Origin of the sequence: Chitinophaga niastensis (assembly GCF_003014755.1) — a bacterium.
GTDB classification, from domain to species: Bacteria; Bacteroidota; Bacteroidia; order Chitinophagales; family Chitinophagaceae; genus Chitinophaga; species Chitinophaga niastensis.
Window position 1 is genome coordinate 634,014 of sequence record NZ_PYAW01000001.1, and the last position, 19,293, is coordinate 653,306.

Below are 19,293 nucleotides of genomic sequence, written 5' to 3' on the forward strand. Positions count from 1 at the left end.
GTAATATTCTGTTAACTCCAACATCGGAGCTTTGCATTGAAAATTAAACGGCACCATTGTATTAGCTAATACCGCCCTCATTTAAAAAGCTCAACACATTAAAAAAATAATGTCATGAAACATTTAAGTTTTGTTTTAGCACCCAAAGTAGTAATGCTCGTATTAGCTGCTATCCTGTTCCCAATTTTGCACATCACAGCACAAGAAAAAGCATTTGCTTATAACGCTGCTAAGTTTGTGATCGAAAAACGTGGTACAGAAGCGGCTCCCAAGACATTTAACTTTCAAATCACACAGCTGACAAAGGATCAACTCCTGTTTGGAATCGCAGTTGAAAACCCAGCCAACGAAAAGTTAACGCTTTACATCAAAGACAATTTCAACAACACACTGCACCGCGAAACACTGCCAGCTACCGCCAGATTTGAAGCGCGTTACAACCTGCAGTCATTGGAAGATGGTGAATATATTTTTGAAATCAGATGCGGAAAAAATAAAATTGCAGAGAAAGCAATTGCTATAAAGACACAAACGATGGTTAACAGAAATGTTTCTGTAGAGTAAGGATTGTCTTTCTCCCGATTAGGCTGATTATACTGATTACCCTGATTATATTTTTTGATTTAAAAAGATTAGCGAAGATTAAAGCGATTAATACCCGCTCTTATCTTCGCTAATCTTTTTTTAATCTTAAAATAATCAAAAAATATAATCAGGGTAATCAGTATAATCAGCCTAATCGGGAGAAAGACAATCTCTATTTCAGCAACGACTCATACACCGCATCCATCATTTTCTCTCTTGTTCGCAGCACAGATAATTTCGTATTGGCGCCACCGTTAGGATACACCCGGTTGCTCAGAAATATAAATACCAGGTTGCTGGAAGGATCTACCCATACACAGGTGCCGGTATAACCGGTATGCCCGAATGTAGCAGCAGAAGCGTTTTTAGCCGGATAAGGCTCTCGTCTGGTTACATTGTCTTTTTCAGGTTTATCAAAACCCAAACCACGGCGGCTAATATTGCTGTTATAAGCAGTAAATAGTTTCACTGTTTCCGGCTTAATGTATTGTACGCCATTGAATGTTCCATTATTCAACAACATCTGCATAATTATACCAAGGTCGTGCGCATTTGAGAATAATCCGGCATGACCGGCAACACCACCAAACATGGCCGCTCCGGGATCATGTACATCTCCCCGGAGTTGCTGTACCCTAAAACTCTGTTCATGTTCTGTGGGTACAATCTCCGATAAAGGAAATCGTTCCCGCGGTAAAAAGCCGGTAGTAGCCAGTCCCATCGGATTGTAAAAAGTTTCCTTCACATATTCATTCAGCTTTTTACCGGTGAGCTGCTCTACTATCTTACCTAAAAAAATATAATCACAATCACTGTAAACGTAGCCCTGACGTGGTGATAATTTACTGTCAAGGATTTTTTTCCAGAGCGTGTCTATATAATTGTTACCCATGTACATATGATCTGCCACGCGGACGCTGTGTGTAGCATCCGGCTCTTTATGATACAGCATAGTATCCGGATAGCCATCCGGATAAAGGGTTTCTTTATAAAAAGGAATAAAAGGTGTCAACCCGGCCTGGTGCAACAGTACATCACGAATGCGGAGACCCGCTTTATCTGTGCCCAGTACCAGTGGAAGATAAACTCCCAGCGTAGCATCCAGGTTAAGTTTTCCTTCATCATAAAGACGCATCACCGCTAAAGTGGTGGCACAGATCTTTGTTACAGACGCCAGATCATAAATAGATTGTGGTGATACCGGTTCCTGTTTGTTATACTCGTAATGACCGAAACACCGGTTGTATATAACCTTTCCGTCTTTCATGGCCAGCACTTCACAGCCAGGAGCAGCACCACGGGCTATCATATCATTGGCCAGACCATCTATTTTTAATAGCGCCTGTTCGTTTAATCCTGCCTCCTGCGGAGTGATGGCGGGCAAAGCGGCAAACTGATCAACAGTATATGTGATGCCGGTACCTGAAGGCAGCGTCGGACAAACGGTTACCGGCAGCTTTCCTTTGGGTCCCAGTTTGCCAAACAGCAGATCCGCAGCCACTCTTTGTGTAGTACTATCATCTTCATAGGCAGCTATGATATTGGGAGCATCGCAGAAATACTGGGCAGCATAAGGATTACCAAATAAAACGGTAGCAGAAGGCATCTCCTTTTGCAACTGACGGATGATCAAACGCTCAGCCATAGACAATCCGAAATTGTTTGCCGGCCGGCGGCTGTAGTCATGCAGACTAATAATAACCGCCTTATAGTCACGTTGGATACGGGATACAATGGAGGCTATCTGCTCTACCGACTGGCGGGAGGTAAATATGAAAGCATCTGTGCCGGGTTTGTATGTTTTCACGGCTTGCAGGAAAGTATTGCTGGCATCTGCTCCAACAGCAATAACAGCCAGCTTTTGCTGGGTCATGGCCGGAGAAAACGGGATCAGTTTTTTATCATTCCGCATGAGCGTGATAGCATTTTCCGCAATACGTCTGCGCAGAGAATCAGTTTTTGCGTTGAGATCGTTCGCCAGGTTGTTGGTATCTATATGTTGTGGTTTCCACAGTCCCAGGTTGTATTTGGCGCGCAATACTTTTTTCACGCGTTCATCTACTTCATCCTGATCAATTTTGCCGTTTTTGATGGCTTTTTTAATGGCTGCCACACTGCCGGCAGCTGTAGAAGGCAATATCATCAGGTCGTTGCCTGCCAGCAATGACTGTAAGGATTCCTGTCCTTTTGTATAGAATTTGGCGATGCCTTTCATTTCCAGCGCATCTGTTACAACAAGCCCTTTATAGCCCAATTCGTTTTTCAACAGTTTAGTAACTGCATTATAAGAGATGGAGGTAGGTGTATTGGGCTTTTTATCGATCGCCGGAATATACAGATGTGCAATCATGATAGAGCCAACGCCGGCCGCAATAGCTTCGCGGAATGGATACAGCTCCAATGAATCCAGTTGCTCACGGGTTTTGTTGATCGTAGGCAGATCCAGGTGGGAATCTACATTAGTATCTCCATGACCGGGAAAATGTTTAGCGCAGGCCATCACGCCAACTTCCTGCATACCTTTGATGGTAGACACTCCCATGCGGGCTACCTGGTATTTATTTTCTCCGAACGACCGATCGTTGATCACCGGATTATTGGGATTATTATTTACATCCATATCCGGTGCAAAGTCTATATGGATGCCTATGCGCTTGCATTGTTCTCCCATAATACGACCAGCATCGTAGGCCAGGGAAGTATCCTCCACTGCTCCTATCATCATGTTACGGGGTAAAGCGATCACGCTGTCCAGGCGCATGCCCAGCCCCCATTCTCCGTCGATAGCCACCAGCAGTGGCACTTTGGAAATAGATTGATAGTAGTTGGTGAGGTTAGCCTGTCGTACCGGGCCACCCTGAAAAAAGATAATGCCGCCTACTTTGTTATCCTGTATATCTTTTACCACAGCGTCGATATGATCCTGTCCGAGGTTAGAATGTGCCCGGATCATGATGAGCTGCGCAATGCGTTCATCCTGGTTAAGGGATTGGAACACGCTATCGGCCCACTGTGATGCTTTATCCTGTTGTTGTGGGGTTTGTTGTGTAATAATTTTTTTATGTTTCTTTTTGCTGATAAATCCCGGGGGCATAGAAATGGCGCTCCCTGTCAACATCAAGCCTGTTAGTCCTGCAACCAGTAATTGTTTCCTCATATCATAAACTTACAAATATTCATGGAGTAAATGTAGCGGCCTAAACCTGAATATCAACTAATTACTAATATTAATTATATGATTTTGTTAGATAGAAACAATTTTGCTAAATTCATATAGGTTATTGAAGATAATTTAGAGATTCTCTCCAAATATTAAAATATCTTTATTATTTGGAGAGAATAATTACAATTAGTTTAATCAATCGTAATTTTAATTAGCAATACATTCAACTGTTTATTATATTTGCAGCCTTGCGAGTAAAGTAGATTTTAATAAAACATGGTCAATCTCATTTTATTTGGCCCTCCCGGTAGCGGCAAGGGTACACAAAGTGCTAACATTATTCAGAAGTACGGACTTATTCACCTGTCAACCGGCGATTTGCTTCGCAGTGAGATTGGTGACAAAACCCCACTGGGTCTGGAAGCCAAAAAGTTCATGGATCAGGGATTACTGGTACCGGATGAAGTGGTGATAGGCATGATCAGCTCCAAGCTGGAAGCCAATCCTGAAGCACGCGGATTCATTTTCGATGGGTTCCCGCGTACTACAGCACAGGCAGAAGCACTGGACAAATTGCTGGCGCTGAAGAAAACGGCTATATCAGTTGTATTATCACTGGAAGTTCCGGAAGATGAGCTGATTAAGCGTTTGCTGAACCGTGGTTTAACCTCTGGCCGTAGTGACGACGCTACCGAAGATGTAGTTAAAGCACGTATTGTGGAATATCACAATAAAACCGCTCCCGTTGCGGACCATTATGCCAAATTCGGCAAATTCAAGAAGGTGAAGGGAGATGGAACAGAAGAGGGAGTTTTCGACCTGTTGTCCAAAGAAATGGATGAACTGGTAGGAGAAAGAGTATAGCTGGCGGCAAAACCGCCATCACAAAGACTTTCAACATCTTATTATATAACGCAAAGATTGTAAGTTGACGGCTCATAGTATACGTTTGTACTAATTAGCTTAAACTTAACGATCTTTGCGTTTTGTTTTTCTGTTGTAATTCAGACAATGGAACCTAAAATTCGAGAATAGTGGAAAAAGCGAACTTCGTAGATTATATCCGTGTATTTTGTAAATCCGGGAAAGGTGGAGCAGGCAGTATGCATTTTATGCGTACCAAATTTAATGCGCAGGCAGGCCCTGACGGCGGCGACGGCGGCAGAGGCGGACACGTTATTTTAAGAGGTAACTCACAGTTGTGGACCCTCCTGCATTTGCGCTGGCACAAAAACCTGTTGGCAGAAGATGGAGAAAATGGTAGCGGCGACAACTGCACCGGACGCTTCGGCAAGGATATCATCATTGAAGTACCGCTGGGTACACAAGCTAAAGATGAAGAAACAGGCAGAGTAGAAGCTGAAATCCTCCATGACGGCCAGGAACTGATCTGGATTCCGGGTGGACAAGGTGGAAAAGGAAATGCCTATTTTAAATCTGCTACCAACCAAACGCCGGAATATGCACAACCTGGTATGCCAGGAACCGAAGGCTGGAAAGTAGTGGAATTAAAAGTGCTGGCAGATGTAGGATTGGTAGGCTTCCCTAATGCAGGTAAATCTACTTTACTATCTACCATCACCGCAGCCAGACCAAAAGTAGCAGACTACGCCTTCACTACCCTCACCCCCCAGCTGGGTATGGTAGAATACCGCGACGACAGATCATTCTGTATTGCGGATTTGCCCGGTATCATTGAAGGTGCACATGAAGGTAAAGGACTGGGTCACCGATTTTTACGACATATTGAAAGAAACGCCGTATTATTATTCCTGATTCCAGCTGATAGTGCCGATCATAAAAAAGATTTTGAAGTGCTGGTGAATGAGCTGGAACAATATAATCCCGAACTGCTGGATAAACAGTTTCTGCTGGCCATCAGTAAAAGCGATATGCTGGATGATGAGCTTAAAGCTGCCATATCAGCGGAGTTACCGGAAGATGTGCCGCATGTATTTATCTCCTCTGTAACAAACCAGGGTTTGAGTGAACTGAAAGATATTTTGTGGGAAGCCCTTAACAACAAAAGAGTAGATACACCAGGTACTGTGGATGCAGAATAACTGGTTCCTGACTTGCCGGGGACACCAAAGCCAATGTTCGTTTTATAGGATCCCGTATACCATGAAAATATTTTTACTACTTGCAGCGCCTTCACTGGCGCTGTTAGGTTGCCAACAAACTGCGAAACCTAAAAAAGAAAGGCCCGTACAAATAGATACGATGCAGCTGATTGCCCCTCCGGCAGCATCGGCTGTAAAAGTAGCTTCCAACGAGGTGAACGTGGTACGCCACGACTCCACTACCTATATCCGTTTCAATGATTGTTATTTTTCACTGGATTGGATAAAACCGGAAGAACAACGGAATGATTTTGAACTGCATCCCGATACCCTTTTTTTCCGGCTCGAAAACAACCATACTATTGAAGGGCAAATGCTGGCCGTTACTGCCGGGGAAGCAGAAAAAATAAAAGTATTCCAGAGCTATGAAACCAGTGCTGTTATTGAAGAACAGGCATTGCATAACTGGAAACACTATCGCGCTGCCTGGGAGACATTACATGCAGAAGCCAACAATTTCTTTATCTGTAAAACTTATACTGCAGAAGAGAGAAGCCGGTTTCCTGCCACCAGTATAGATGTGTTGCAACAGTTTGTTAAACGCCACTACCCTGCCGGAATGTATGCCCGTGTAGCACAACTGGACAGCTTTCCAACCCTGCCCGTTAAAATTGCGATCAGCCGGTATTATATAAAACTCAGTGGTATCCATAAGGACTCACCCGATAAAATCAACAAACTGCTTGTCATAGATGTGCCTTTCAAAGGCAAATCATAGCCACTCCATACAGAAGAAACATTGTCCTGCAAATGAAAACCGGCAATGCAAAAGCATCGCCGGTTTGAAATCATTGGCTGTAATTAAGAGAACAGAGGCTTCATTATTCCGCTACTATTTGCGGGCTGAACAACATGGCAGTACATAAACAGTTCTTATAGTTTTTGTCTACCAGGATATCATGGTTTACACAGCTTTTACAGCCCTCCCAAAAGTGGGTGTCCTTTGTTATCTCAGCATAGGTAACTGGCTCAAAACCAAGACGGCTGTTTAGTTTCATTACAGGCAAGCCGGTAGTGATACTAAATATTTTTGCAGCGGGATACATTTCCCGGCTTAATTCGAATATTTTTTTCTTGATGGCAGCCGCTACTTTCAATCCGCGAAAGGCGGGTGCTACGATCAAACCACTGTTAGATACAAAATGGTTTTCCTCCCAGGCCTGGATATACGAAAACCCTGCCCATACACCATCTGAGGTAAATGCAATCACGGCTTTCCCGCTCAGTATTTTTTCTTTGATAGCGGCAGGATCTCTTTTGGAAATACCAGTACCTCTCGCTTTTGCGGATGCTTCCATTTCGGCTACGATTGGCAGCGCAAAGTCAACATCCATGGCAGTAGCCACACGGACGACAATATCATCATCTGTTTCCATTGCTTATTAATTGTTGTTGTATATAAAGATTATAGAGCACGTCCGGGATCAGTGAGTACATCCGGATCCTGCTTACCGCATCAGCCAAAGGAATGCTGCATACGGCGGGTAAAAAAATACGTGTAATAGCGCCTTTCACTACGTCATTACCGCGTTCATAGAGCTTTGCAGCCAGTCGCAAACACTTGTCTGCTACCTGGAAATTTTGCTCCCGCAACTGCTTGTCTGTATACTCACTCAGACAAGTAACGGTGTCGTATATATGAAATACGGCAGGAAACTGGTGTAAGGCTTTTTTAAGTGCGGGTATATTATCTTCTATGTAGGCCGGCACTTCATATTGATTTATCATGGCTAAGCTGATTTAAAGGCCCGTTTCAACCGTGTAGTATCTCTGCCAGGATAGAAATAGTAATCGCTCCTATTGCTATATAATACATGGCTTTATGATTAGGCACCGGCGGCTTTGGATAGGCTCGCATAATTGTTTCATTTCCCTATATATGCCAAATGGTGTTCCATAAACAGCTACAAAATGTTAAAACTTAACCGGAGCAAGGAGTGCAAAGAAAATGGGGAGAATAACGGGTATAAAATACCCGCAAAAACCTTCCGTTTCTGCATGGTATTTTCAAAAATGGAAACAGGCTATAAATAAGAAGAGAGGCGGAAACGTCTCTCTTCTTATTTATAGCCTGTATAATTGATTATGCAAGTTGCTCCGCCGATGCTTCCCTGGGAACAGGTGGCGATTTTTTCTTTTTCTTTTTCATTGTTCTGTTAATCCACATGATAGTGCCCGTAATTGGGAACGTACCCCCCAGCAGCGCAATGATCAGTGCAAATATTTTAGTGGGTGTACCAAAAATGGCCCCGGTATGCAATGGTTTAATAGTACCACGGATTTGTTGTCCAAGGTTCCTTTGCGCAAAAGTTTGCGACCACAACACTTTACCACTAAACTGATCCAGGTAATAGCTGCTGGTGGCGCCTTCGTGCAGGGCATTTGCCGGCAGTAAACTCACCATAAAGGAGGCGGCAGTATCTTTTGGTGCCATCAATGAATAATAAACAGCATCCGGCACCTGTTGTTTCACCTGTGCCAGCGCCACTTCATATGAAATGGTTTTATTATTTTCTACGGGTGCCGGTGCAGACACCGGTGCTTCTGTGGCCTTGGGAGAAGTGCCGAGTGCGGCATACATTCCTTTACTAAACCATTCAAATGACCAGATTAAGCCCGTGAAAGCAGCCACAAATAAAAAGATAGCAGCATAAAATCCCAGCACAATGTGCATATCGTGGTTAAGCCGTTTCCAGCCTCCATCCCACTTCACCTTTAACCGCTGTCTGAATATGTTACGTGTTTTAGGCCACCACAGCACGATACCGGTGATCAGGATAAACAAAAAAATCAAGGTGCTGATACCCGTGATCATTTTGCCGGTGGCTCCTGCCAGCAGCCACCGATGCAGAGAAAATATCTGGTAATAAAATGTTTGTTGATAACTGTAAAGCTCCACCACTTTTCCGGTGTATGGATTTACAAATACAGTGCGACCACCTTTTTCTTTTTTGGGAGCCGCCTCTTTGGGACCACCTTCTTTCCTGCCTTTCTTTTCGCCGGCACGCTCCTCACCTTTTGTTTCTTTTTTCCCTGCTTTTTTACCTTCTTCCAGGGAAATCTGGAGGGTCCGGGAAGGATCTGCATATATCTGAATGCGGGAAATACCTGCACCTGGCACCTGTTGCTTTACCAAAGCGGCTACCTGGTCCAGTGGCATTCGTTCTCCGGCGGGTTGTACATAGTAACGGGAATGGTTAAACGCTTCCGTTAACTCCTTTTCAAATACCAGCAATGAGCCGGTTAAACAGCTGATAGTAATTACCAGACCTGCAGCGAGGCCCAGATATAAGTGAATGCGTCGAAAAAAAACTTTCATATCCCGTTAGTCGAAGCTGCAAAGAAACAACGCGCACGGGGTAATATACCCACGAAACAGGAAAATAATTTACGCAAAACGGAATTATTTCACGCAAAGCAACAAAGGAGCAAAGGCGCAAGGAAATCCCTGCGCCTTTGCTCCTTTGTTGCTTTGCGTGAAATATATTACAGCAATCCACCGAGCATACCGGCAGCATTCTTCATTTCTGCTTCCCATGAGTTTTCTGCATCTTTCAACGCACGATTCAATGCGGTGAGCAGCAGGTCTTCCATTTCTTCCTTATGCTCCGGAGTAAAGAGATGCGCAGCAATATCGATACTCTTCACCTGACGGTTACCATCTACGGTTACTTTTACTGCACCATCGCCGGCTTCACCGGATAAAGTTACTGTAGCCAAACGCTCCTTGCCTTCCTGCATTTTTTGCTTGATCTGCGTCAGCTTTCCAAATAAATCACCAAACATGTTTCGTGTGTTTTTAAGAGCTGCAAAGATAAGTGATTCGTTACGCCTCTCCGCCTTCGGCGGAGAATTTTGTCTTTTTCAGGATTAGACTGATTAAGATGATTATGCTGATTTTATTTTTTTACTTAAAAAGATACAAAGCTGCCCTCAGCTGCGCGTTTGTAGGTTGGAGGCAAATATTAAATAGCAAAAACAAAATCAGCATAATCATCTTAATCAGTCTAATCCTGAAAAAGACAAAAGCTGCCGGAGGCAGCACCCGCTATTACATTATTATTTATCTACATACGGAACTGCGCAACAAACAATTCCGTATCTTACCCACACGTAATCGTATCAATAATAATGGAAACTAAAGTTTGTATTATAGGTGCAGGTCCCGGCGGAGCTACTGCAGCCTTACAATTAGCTCAGCTGGGAATCGAATGTATCGTTGTGGATAAAGCCGTATTTCCGAGAGATAAAGTATGTGGAGATGGCCTGAGCGGGAAAGTACTGACATTACTGGAACGCATAGATAAAGGCATTGGGGAACGGCTGCAAAAAGCCATGTTTAAAATGGATAGCTGGGGTGTCACTTTTGTTGCGCCAAACCGTATTGGCATGGATATTCCCTACAAACCAGATTACCAGAACAACAGAAGCGATCCACGCGGATTCGTGTGCAAACGCATCGATTTTGATAATTTCCTGGTAGATGAATTGAAGCGCCGCAAAGAAATTCGTTTATTCGAAGGCGTTAGCATTGATAAATACGAGCTGAAAGCAGATGGTTATTATTTATCTAATAAAGATGAAACCTTCCAGGTAAAAGCAGATATTATCATTGTGGCCAACGGTGCGCAATCCGCCTTTACCAAAGATGTAGCAGGCATTAAAATGGAACCGGAACATTATGTAGCCGGCATCCGCGCCTACTACAAAGGCATCAGTGACCTGCATCCTGACAATTTCATAGAGCTGCATTTTCTGAAAAATATGCTCCCCGGTTACCTCTGGATATTCCCTCTTCCCAATGGCGAAGCCAATGTGGGCGTAGGTATGCTCAGTAACAGTGCCCGCAACAAAAAGGTGAACCTGAAAAAGCTGATGCTGGATACACTGGCTACAGACCCTACGATGAAGGATCGCTTTAAAAATGCAGAACTGGCAGGAACCATTGACGGCTACGGTCTTCCGCTGGGCAGCAAAAAAAGGAAACTACATGGCGACCGCTACATGCTCGTGGGAGATGCCGGCTACCTCATCGATCCATTCACCGGCGAAGGTATCGGCAACGCCCTGTACTCCGGCAGAATAGCCGCGCAACAGGCAGCAGCAGCCATTGCAGCCAACAACTTCTCCGCTGAGTTTTTTAATGCCTACGATGAAAATGTATACCGCATCCTTGGACCGGAACTACAGGTAAGTACCAAGCTGCAGAAACTCATTAAATATCCGTGGTTGTTTAACCTGTTAATGAAAGTGGGTTCGCGCAACAAACAGCTTAAAGACCTGATGTCCTGCATGTTCCATGAGGTTGATCTGCGTAAAAAGCTGGGCAAACCTATGTTCTATGTAAAATTGTTATTTAACAGATAAAAGCATGTTACTGCCGTGAAGTTTTTAAGCCACTTATCCATCATTACATTTTTGTCTTTTACCATGAGCATGCAGGCACAGGACTTTTCAGCTGCCGGGCATCAACAGCCGGCAACACGTTTAACACGTGATATCGCTAATAAACTGGCCGAGCTACCGCTGAAATGCCTGGATCTGGAATTCCCGTATAAAACCGGCATCGTGTTTTCTGACAGCACGATGCTGACGGCACCTAAAAATTATCACCCTGCATTTTATGGCTGCTTCGACTGGCACAGCAGTGTGCATGGTCACTGGATGCTGGTGCGTTTGTTAAAAACATATCCTGATCTGGCAAAAGCCGCTACCATACGTACAAAGCTGGCAGCACATCTTTCCGCAGACAACATAAAAATTGAACAACAACTCTTCCATAACCAGGAAAATAAAAGTTTCGAACGCATCTACGGCTGGAGCTGGCTATTGCAATTACAAAATGAGCTGCTCACCTGGAACGATCCTATGGGCAAGGAGTTAAGCAAAAATCTGCAACCACTGGCAACCCAGTTTTCAGTAGCATACATCAATTTCCTGGACAAAATCATGTATCCTATCCGTGTAGGTGAGCACACTAACCTGGCTTTCGGGTTATGCCTGGCATGGGATTACGCCACCACTACAAAAGATACAGCCCTTCAGACAGCCATCCATAATGCTGCCATGCGCTTTTACGCAGCCGACAAAAATGCACCTGTCAGCTGGGAGCCCGGCGGATATGATTTCCTGTCTCCCTGCCTGGAAGAAGCGGATCTGATGCGTCGTATCATGCCGGTAAATACCTACCGTACATGGCTATACGCGTTTTTACCCGGTTTGTTTGAGAACAAGATAAGTATCCTGCAAGTGGCCAAAGTAAAAGACCGTACAGATGGAAAACTCGTACACCTGGATGGCCTTAACCTAAGCCGTACCTGGTGCCTGGAAGCCATTGCTGAACACGGAGGCAAAAACAAAGCAGCCATTCAGGCGCTGGCCCATCAACATATGGAAGCAGGGCTAAAACAGGTTTTCAGTGGCAGTTATGCCGGCGAGCACTGGCTGGCATCGTTTGCAGTGTATATGCTAACTATCGGAAAACAACCGTAAATTCATTGGCGTAAAGTAATTATCCCTGTACCAGGCAATGACTGTAGCACACAGTCTGTCAATAAGGAATATCAACAACGCTCTATGCTCCCTGACCGAACCAGCGTATCGAAATTAATATGGTTGTTACTGTTGGTAATGGCCCCTGTTACATTGCGCGCCCAACAAAAGAAAGTGAATACCAGTCCCACGCCTGCCTGGCTGGTGCCTTATCTCCCTGATCTTACTAAAAAACCAAATGTTAAAAACATCAGTGATGGCTATTATATCCTGTTATCGGAAGAACAACGGCAGGTAGAATTAAAAAGTACCTATCATCACTTCATCCGGAAGATACTGTCTGAAGCTGGTATCCAGAACGGATCTGAAGTATCTGTGGACTACGACCCTCAATATGAAAAGCTGGTTTTCCATAAAATCATTATCCATCGCGATGGCAAAGAAATAAACAGGCTCGCTGGTGCTAAATTCAAATTGCTGCAACAGGAACAAGACCTCTCCCGATTTATTTACAGCGGCACTTATACGGCCTTCCTCATTCTGGAAGATGTGAGAAAAGGCGATCAGATAGAATACGCTTACTCTATAACCGGCGACAACCCTATCTTTGAAGGAAAGCTTGACAGCAAAGTATATTTTGTTGCCTACGAACCCATTGTTAACTACTACAGGAATATCATTGTCAGCCCTGCAAGGCATCTTAATTTCAAATCATTTAATAATGCGGTGTTGCCACCACCCAAAGCGTGGAACGGACTTACTGTTTATGAATGGAACAGCATAGAGTTAAGAGAATCAGATAATATCAATTATACTCCTTCCTGGTACAACTCCTTTACACGTTTACAGATTAGTGAATATAATACCTGGAAGGATGTGGCAGCATGGGGCATGAGAGTAAACGCCACAACTGCTCCCGGCCCTGAGTTACAACGTAAAATTGCGGCACTCAAAAAATCCGCCAACGGCGATAAAGCAGTATACCTGCAACAGGCGCTTCGTTTTGTACAGGATGATATCAGGTATATGGGTATTGAAATGGGCGAATATTCTCACCGGCCCAATACACCGGATAAAGTGCTGGCGCAACGTTTCGGGGATTGTAAAGATAAGGCCCTCCTGCTTTGCACGCTTCTCCATGCCAATGATATCAATGCCAGTATGGCTTATGTAAACACTGACCTGAAAGGCACGATCAGCAATATGTTGCCGTCGCCTAATGCTTTTACCCATGCTATTGTGTGTACCCGTTTCAACAATAAAACATATTGGCTGGATGCCACGATGTCGTACCAACGCGGGCAATTGCAGGACTTCTGCGAGCCGGATTATCAACAGGCCCTGGTGGTTACTGATACCACTACGCAACTAACTCCCATTGTACAAACAACCCGTGGTCTTATCACTGCCCGCGAGTCTTTTACACTCCCTGACGACGAAGGAAAAGACGGAAGTCTGGAGGTAACAACCTCCTACCACCGTGATGACGCCGATGGGCAACGTGCGGAACTGGCGGCTACCAGTATGAAGGACAAAGAAAAATCCTATCTCAGTTATTATAAAAAATTATATGGAGAAGTAACGATTAAAGATGCTATCAGCATACAGGATTCTATCGCTGCTAATATTTTGCGGGTAAATGAAAGTTACGTGATTCATCATCTCTGGAAAAAAGACAGCAGTACCCACAAACTACAGTTTACCGCTAACGCACAGTCGTTCTACGACCTGTTGTCATATGTAACAGATGAGCAACGGAAAGTGCCGGTAACCCTGCGCTATCCTTATGATCTTGATTATAAAATAATTATCAATACGCCTATTGAATGGTCACTCGATCAAACGCCGCTTCGCATCAAAAATGAGTATTATCAATTTGATTATACGGCAGAAAAAGATGGCCACTTTATTACGTTATCCTATCAGTTCAAAACATTCAGTGATCACATACCGGTAAAATATATACCGCAGTATGTGAAAGAACTGAAAAAGATGATTGAAGTTACTTCACTGGACCTTACCTGGAAACCGGATTTCACGCCTGTCAGCCATCCGGAATTTAAGGGTAACTGGCTGGCAATTATACTGGCATTGTTGGCAGCCGCTATTTTTGCGCACCTGGCTGTATTGTATTATAACTATTCGGTGCTGCCGGTAAAACATCCACTGGAGCCACTTCCTATCGCTGGGGGACTTGTATTGCTGGCAATAGGCTTAACTTTTTCACCCATGGGCGATGTGGTGAGGCTATTCAAAATGGAGGTGTTTAATTACCAGGTGTGGACAACTATTTCTGCCAGGAAAGATCTCGGAAACATCACTGTAGTGCAGCTCTTCCTGATTTCCGAAGTTTTGATCCATGTGTTTTTACTGGCTTACTCTGTTTTGCTGGCAGTGTTATTTTTTAATAAACGGGATACTTTTCCATTTGCGCTGGCTACTTATTATTTTATCTGTACTGTTTTTATTTATGCAGATAATTCCCTTAACACGTATTATTTCAAGCCCAGTACGCCTGAAAGTATCATCAGTTTAAACTCTGTGCTGTCGCCACTTTTGCGCATGGCTATTTGGGTGCCTTATTTGTTAACATCAGAGCGGGCAAAAGCAACTTTTATTATGCCACATCCAACATTGCAGGGATAGCCGAAGGCCTTCCTTACGCCTCGCGGTTCACATATTTATTCACAGTAAACAAGTTTACGGCATACACCAATGCCAGTATCAGCCCAATACCTGCAAATACAAGTACGCCCGGCCATGGTGTTACTACCATTTCGTGTTTGGCCAATACAGAGGCTGCCCAATACTGCAGCGCAGCTAATATTAACAGCGAAATGATACCGATAATGATATAAAGTGGCACAAACTGTTTCAGCAAATATCGCTGTAGTTGTTTGGGGGCGGTGCCCAGCATCACCAGTAGTTGAATTTCATGTTTGCAGGAGGTAATCACCAGCTGTATGAACATGCTGAACACCAGCAACGCAAAAAATAACAGGATAAAGCCAAAAAATCCTACCACAGATACGATGGTTTGTACAATCATCCTGGTTTTGCTGAATTTAAGCTTGTCCTGGTTGGTGGTATAACCATTATCATCCAGGAACTTTACCAGTGTAGGATTAGAAGGGTCCGGTGTTTTAATGATTACCCTCGATGTGCCAGTGGTAACGGCAGTACCATATTTCCCGTTAGCCCATGTCATAAAGGAGGCGGGTACAAGGAAAGAAGAGATACGATCTGAAAAGCCTACCACATGCCCGAGGTATTGCTCAGCTACTATGTTGTTGGAAATACTCACCTGCAGCGGCAGTGCTTTTACTGTTTCCTGCGAGATCTGTGGCAGATCCTGGCTGAGTGAAAATCCGAAATTATACAGGTTCAGGAAATCGCTGGGTAAAATGATGGGGATGGTACGGTCTCCCTCCTGCCATTTCCAATCTGCATCTTTTACATCTAAAAAACTATCCGGCACCGATTCAAAAAACATATCTGTTGCAAAATGCAGGTCGCCGGGGGCTTGTATCACCACTTTGTACTGACTGGAGGTAACTAACCCGAATGCCTGTACGAATGGTTGCTTTTTTATGTTGATAATTTCTTCCGGGGTGAACGTGCTTTTTGCTGGCTGGCCCATCATTGCATTGGTGATCTTTTTATTGAGCACGAGAAAGTCTGCCGTTTCATTCTGGTTTTTGGAGCTGTACAGCAACTGACTGAAATTAATATGTGCCTGTATGGCTATCAATATCAGCAGCATAGCAATACCCAGGCCAATGGAAGCCATAAAAAAGCGGCTTTTGCCAACACCGGTTTGAATTATTTTTTTAAGTAAGTCGAAAAAAGGACGCATGAAACAACATTAAAGATGATAATGCACATCATATTGAAAGTGCTGGTCATTATCCAGATCTGTTAAAATAAACCCGGCATTGCGGGCCTTACATTCATCGGCAATCAGTGCGGCGGCGCGCTGTGCGTTTTCCTGGTCCAGATGGCTGAATGGTTCATCCATCAGCAGCCACTGGAAAGGCTGTACCAGTGCACGGATAATAGCAATGCGCTGCCGCTCTCCGTACGAAAGCGTTTTGCTACTTTGCTGCAACACATGGGTTACATTCAACCGGGTAGCCATTTCCTGAATCCTCTCTGGTGTACAATATGGATTTGGCAACATCACTCTTTTCAGTTCTATATTTTCCTGTGCAGAAAGTTGTTCAAAAAGGCGCAGGTCCTGGAACACAATGCTCACCTCCTGCTGCCGCATGGCTGCTATTTCATTTTTACTGTATGCTTGCCAGGGCTTTCCGTTGACCTGTACTTTTCCTGTGTAGTCGTAACGGATATGATACAGGTAATGAACCAGCGTAGTTTTGCCCGTGCCGGAAGGCGCTTTTATTTTCACAAAATTACCCGGCTTAAAAGTTATTTCCTGGTTCCAGATGTCCGATGGCCGCTGCCGGAACTTGTCCTGCAATGGTATGGGCATCAGGTGATCTATCTGAATCTGCATAGTGGCACTTGCTGTTAACAAAAGCTAATATAGCCTATTTCCCTAAAGCAAAGAGGTTGTAACGGACTACCCGGTACAACCTCTTTTGCTAATTATATCATGTATTAATGAGCAGCTACAGCACTATCTACCGGTGCGGCAAATAAACTGTCTTCGTAAGCTTTATTCTTTGCTTGTTTAGCCTGCATTACTTTAGCGGCTTCTGTACCAAAGTTGATCAGCTGCACCAGGCTGTTCTCATCCTTATTTTTGAAGTTGAGCACTGCTTCTGTGTGTTGTATATCTCCGCTTACAGCGTGACCTACCAGCGTGAAATCTTTGAACAGCGTTTTCAGGCTCAGCACAATTGGTTTTTCGTCTGCATCGAGTTTATCTTCAGGGATATTTTTACTGATCTTTTCGATATCAATATAACCTCCCACCATGTTTCCTTTCACCTTATCTTCAATGCCTTCAGGCAGTTTGATGTTGCCTTTACCAGACAGGTACAGTTGCAGCAATGCACTGTCTGAGCCCAGGGTGATGTATTTTTCTGTGATAGACATTGGCGGTGCGCCTGCGCCCATCATCATTGGATTGGTGATCACATAATGATCACCTTCTTTCGCAAATACATCTTTCAGCATTGGAGACGTCATCACTTTATTGAAAGCATCCTTGTTACCTACTTTCAGGCTGAAGATCCATTTAGCGCTAGGCTTGTCAGAGAATTCACCGGGGAAGTATTCGGATTCTTTTTTAGTAATCGCGAAATCAGAGGCAACGTATGTCAGCTGACCTTCAAAGGCGTTCAGGATATCATCCATTGACAATCCGGATTTGCCGGAGAGGAACATATTAGCCATACCGTCCATTCCTGTAGCTTTGATGATATCACCAATCATACGGAAATCAAAGGCATAAGAAATGAAACCGGTAATATTATCTGAAGGATATTTCTTCAGCATATCCAGGTCAATTTCTTTTTTACCATATTTTTTATAGATAGCAGCGATTTCTTTACCCATGTAGGTAGAACCATCCAGGATTACCTTACCTTTTTCAAAGTTAGCAGTACCGGTGTAGTAAGTACCTTCCATCAATTTTTTCACATTGGCCGGGATCATGGTGAACTGGCCGCTGTTATAGATGGCTTCAGGATTTACAAATACGCTCACATCTGCGTTTTCTTTCAGCAATTTGGCAAAAGGTTCGATAGTCCCCGCTGATTCATCCTTTTTCAGGTGAAACAGATGGTCTACTTCTGCTACCCAGGTTTTTGCTTCTGCATTATCTTCAGCGGTTACCAGTGCAGCTGGTGTGGCTTTTGCCGCAGAATCTATCGCCTGGTTGGTATCCTCATTATCATTAGGAGAAGGCATCGCGTTACCAGGGGCATATTTATTAAGGTCGTTGGCATCTACCGCGCTGATGTAGATAACGGTTTCCTTATTCCAGCCGATGACTGCATGGTTTTTCTCTTCCCATATATATTTAAAATCATTTTGTGTTTTAAGGGAGAAGTCAGACACATTCTTTTTCAGATAGGCTTCAAATTTGGTAGCATCTTTCAGGCTGGCAGTCAGACTTACGTAGGACTTATGCTCTGTGGGCTGACCCTGGAAAACGAAAGATGCAAAGAAGTGGCTTTGCAGGTCGATACCGGAATTTTCAGCATCTTTCCAGGCCTTCATCACATCATTGGCAGTGTCTTTGCTTTGAACAGCGGAAAATAGTTTATCCATGGTTACGCCGTTAGTAACCAGCTTTTGCGTGAGCTGTTTAGCATTAAGATCCACAACCAGGCCGGCTGTCTTAGGAATATGCTTACTTTCGTCAGAAACCTTGGAGCAGGCTGACAACACCACCGCTGCGGTCACAGCGGCTAACAAAACTTTGGAAATTGTACTTTTCATATATGATATAAAAATTAAGAATTAAATGGAGCAAACACACGAGATCACAAACACATTCCCACTATCGTGGTATTTCATTCCTGCAAAAGTACGTATATTTTTGTAGCGCATATGTCTCATTTTTCCCGACCAGATACAATAATTCAATACTGATTAAGTTTATACCTTTGCTACTAACTATGAAACTATCATTAAATACCATAGAAAAACCATTATGTTTCTAATCATGTTACAGTACATCCGGCCTGTTGCGGCTGTTGAGCATTTCATGGAGGCGCATACCGCGTTCCTGCAAAAGCATTACGATAGTGGCCAGTTTATATTATCTGGCCGGAGAAAGCCTAAATCCGGTTCTGTTATCCTTTGCAACGTATCGAGTCGTAAAGAGGTAGAGCAGATCATGAGTGAAGATCCGCTGGAGAAATACCAGCTGGCCCTTTACGAGATCATTGAATTTGAGCCAACTAAGTATGCAAACACGCTGGAAAAATAGTTTTTCCGTTCTGTAGTGCCGTGCCA

At 43.9% G+C, this 19,293-nt stretch carries 16 protein-coding genes; 8 read left to right on the forward strand and 8 right to left on the reverse strand.

Going from position 1 to position 19,293, the window contains the following annotated elements:
- Positions 1-114: 114 nt before the first annotated feature.
- A complete protein-coding gene (locus tag CLV51_RS02690; protein ID WP_106526462.1) occupies positions 115-564 on the forward strand; it encodes a hypothetical protein in 450 nt (149 codons plus the stop codon).
- Positions 565-757: 193 nt separating this feature from the next.
- Here the strand turns inward: CLV51_RS02690 and CLV51_RS02695 are convergent, their stop codons facing one another.
- Positions 758-3,742 (reverse strand): serine hydrolase domain-containing protein, encoded by a 2,985-nt coding sequence (locus tag CLV51_RS02695; RefSeq protein ID WP_106526463.1) that lies wholly within the window; start codon positions 3,740-3,742, stop codon positions 758-760.
- A 282-nt stretch (positions 3,743-4,024) separates the two neighbouring features.
- On the opposite strand from CLV51_RS02695, the gene CLV51_RS02700 reads away from it, so the two are divergent.
- The 3 genes from CLV51_RS02700 (at position 4,025) to CLV51_RS02710 (ending at position 6,589) form a co-directional block, all read left to right on the forward strand.
- The gene (locus tag CLV51_RS02700; RefSeq protein WP_106526464.1) at positions 4,025-4,612 is read left to right on the forward strand and encodes an adenylate kinase; all 588 of its coding nucleotides are present in this window, start codon (positions 4,025-4,027) and stop codon (positions 4,610-4,612) included.
- 170 nt (positions 4,613-4,782) lie between these two features.
- Complete coding sequence (obgE, locus tag CLV51_RS02705; RefSeq protein WP_211301930.1) at positions 4,783-5,811, forward strand: GTPase ObgE; 1,029 nt, start codon at positions 4,783-4,785, stop codon at positions 5,809-5,811.
- A 61-nt stretch (positions 5,812-5,872) separates the two neighbouring features.
- Entirely contained in the window at positions 5,873-6,589 is a 717-nt protein-coding gene (locus tag CLV51_RS02710) for a hypothetical protein (RefSeq protein WP_146151214.1), read from the forward strand.
- A 103-nt stretch (positions 6,590-6,692) separates the two neighbouring features.
- On the opposite strand, the gene CLV51_RS02715 is transcribed toward CLV51_RS02710, so the two are convergent.
- The 4 genes from CLV51_RS02715 to CLV51_RS02730 form a co-directional block, all read right to left on the reverse strand.
- Positions 6,693-7,247 (reverse strand): N-acetyltransferase, encoded by a 555-nt coding sequence (locus CLV51_RS02715; RefSeq protein WP_106526467.1) that lies wholly within the window; start codon positions 7,245-7,247, stop codon positions 6,693-6,695.
- A complete protein-coding gene (locus CLV51_RS02720) occupies positions 7,234-7,599 on the reverse strand; it encodes a DUF7674 family protein (protein WP_106526468.1) in 366 nt (121 codons plus the stop codon). The genes CLV51_RS02715 and CLV51_RS02720 overlap by 14 nt, the downstream gene beginning before the upstream one ends.
- A 355-nt stretch (positions 7,600-7,954) precedes the next feature.
- On the reverse strand, positions 7,955-9,190 hold the full coding sequence (locus CLV51_RS02725) for a PepSY-associated TM helix domain-containing protein (protein WP_106526469.1): 1,236 nt from the start codon (positions 9,188-9,190) through the stop codon (positions 7,955-7,957).
- 167 nt (positions 9,191-9,357) lie between these two features.
- On the reverse strand, positions 9,358-9,657 hold the full coding sequence (locus tag CLV51_RS02730) for a YbaB/EbfC family nucleoid-associated protein (protein ID WP_106526470.1): 300 nt from the start codon (positions 9,655-9,657) through the stop codon (positions 9,358-9,360).
- Between the two features lie 345 nt (positions 9,658-10,002).
- Here CLV51_RS02730 and CLV51_RS02740 point away from each other — a divergent pair, with 345 nt between their 5' ends.
- From CLV51_RS02740 to CLV51_RS02750, 3 genes are all read left to right on the forward strand, one after another.
- Positions 10,003-11,238 (forward strand): NAD(P)/FAD-dependent oxidoreductase, encoded by a 1,236-nt coding sequence (locus CLV51_RS02740; protein ID WP_245898603.1) that lies wholly within the window; start codon positions 10,003-10,005, stop codon positions 11,236-11,238.
- 15 nt (positions 11,239-11,253) lie between these two features.
- Entirely contained in the window at positions 11,254-12,363 is a 1,110-nt protein-coding gene (locus CLV51_RS02745) for a DUF2891 domain-containing protein (RefSeq protein WP_245898604.1), read from the forward strand.
- Positions 12,364-12,447: 84 nt separating this feature from the next.
- The gene (locus tag CLV51_RS02750; RefSeq protein ID WP_106526473.1) at positions 12,448-15,009 is read left to right on the forward strand and encodes a DUF3857 domain-containing protein; all 2,562 of its coding nucleotides are present in this window, start codon (positions 12,448-12,450) and stop codon (positions 15,007-15,009) included.
- A 13-nt stretch (positions 15,010-15,022) separates the two neighbouring features.
- Here the strand turns inward: CLV51_RS02750 and CLV51_RS02755 are convergent, their stop codons facing one another.
- The 3 genes from CLV51_RS02755 to CLV51_RS02765 all read right to left on the reverse strand — a co-directional run bounded on the left by CLV51_RS02755 (position 15,023) and on the right by CLV51_RS02765 (position 18,774).
- Complete coding sequence (locus tag CLV51_RS02755) at positions 15,023-16,219, reverse strand: FtsX-like permease family protein (protein WP_106526474.1); 1,197 nt, start codon at positions 16,217-16,219, stop codon at positions 15,023-15,025.
- Between the two features lie 9 nt (positions 16,220-16,228).
- Positions 16,229-16,879, reverse strand: coding sequence for an ATP-binding cassette domain-containing protein (locus CLV51_RS02760; RefSeq protein ID WP_106526475.1), 651 nt, complete (start codon positions 16,877-16,879; stop codon positions 16,229-16,231).
- Between the two features lie 104 nt (positions 16,880-16,983).
- Positions 16,984-18,774 carry a DUF4836 family protein gene (locus tag CLV51_RS02765; protein WP_106526476.1) on the reverse strand — a complete coding sequence of 597 codons (1,791 nt, stop codon included), beginning with the start codon at positions 18,772-18,774 and terminating at the stop codon, positions 16,984-16,986.
- Between the two features lie 226 nt (positions 18,775-19,000).
- On the opposite strand from CLV51_RS02765, the gene CLV51_RS02770 reads away from it, so the two are divergent.
- A complete protein-coding gene (locus tag CLV51_RS02770; RefSeq protein WP_245898605.1) occupies positions 19,001-19,267 on the forward strand; it encodes a YciI family protein in 267 nt (88 codons plus the stop codon).
- The last annotated feature ends 26 nt before the right edge of the window (positions 19,268-19,293 follow it).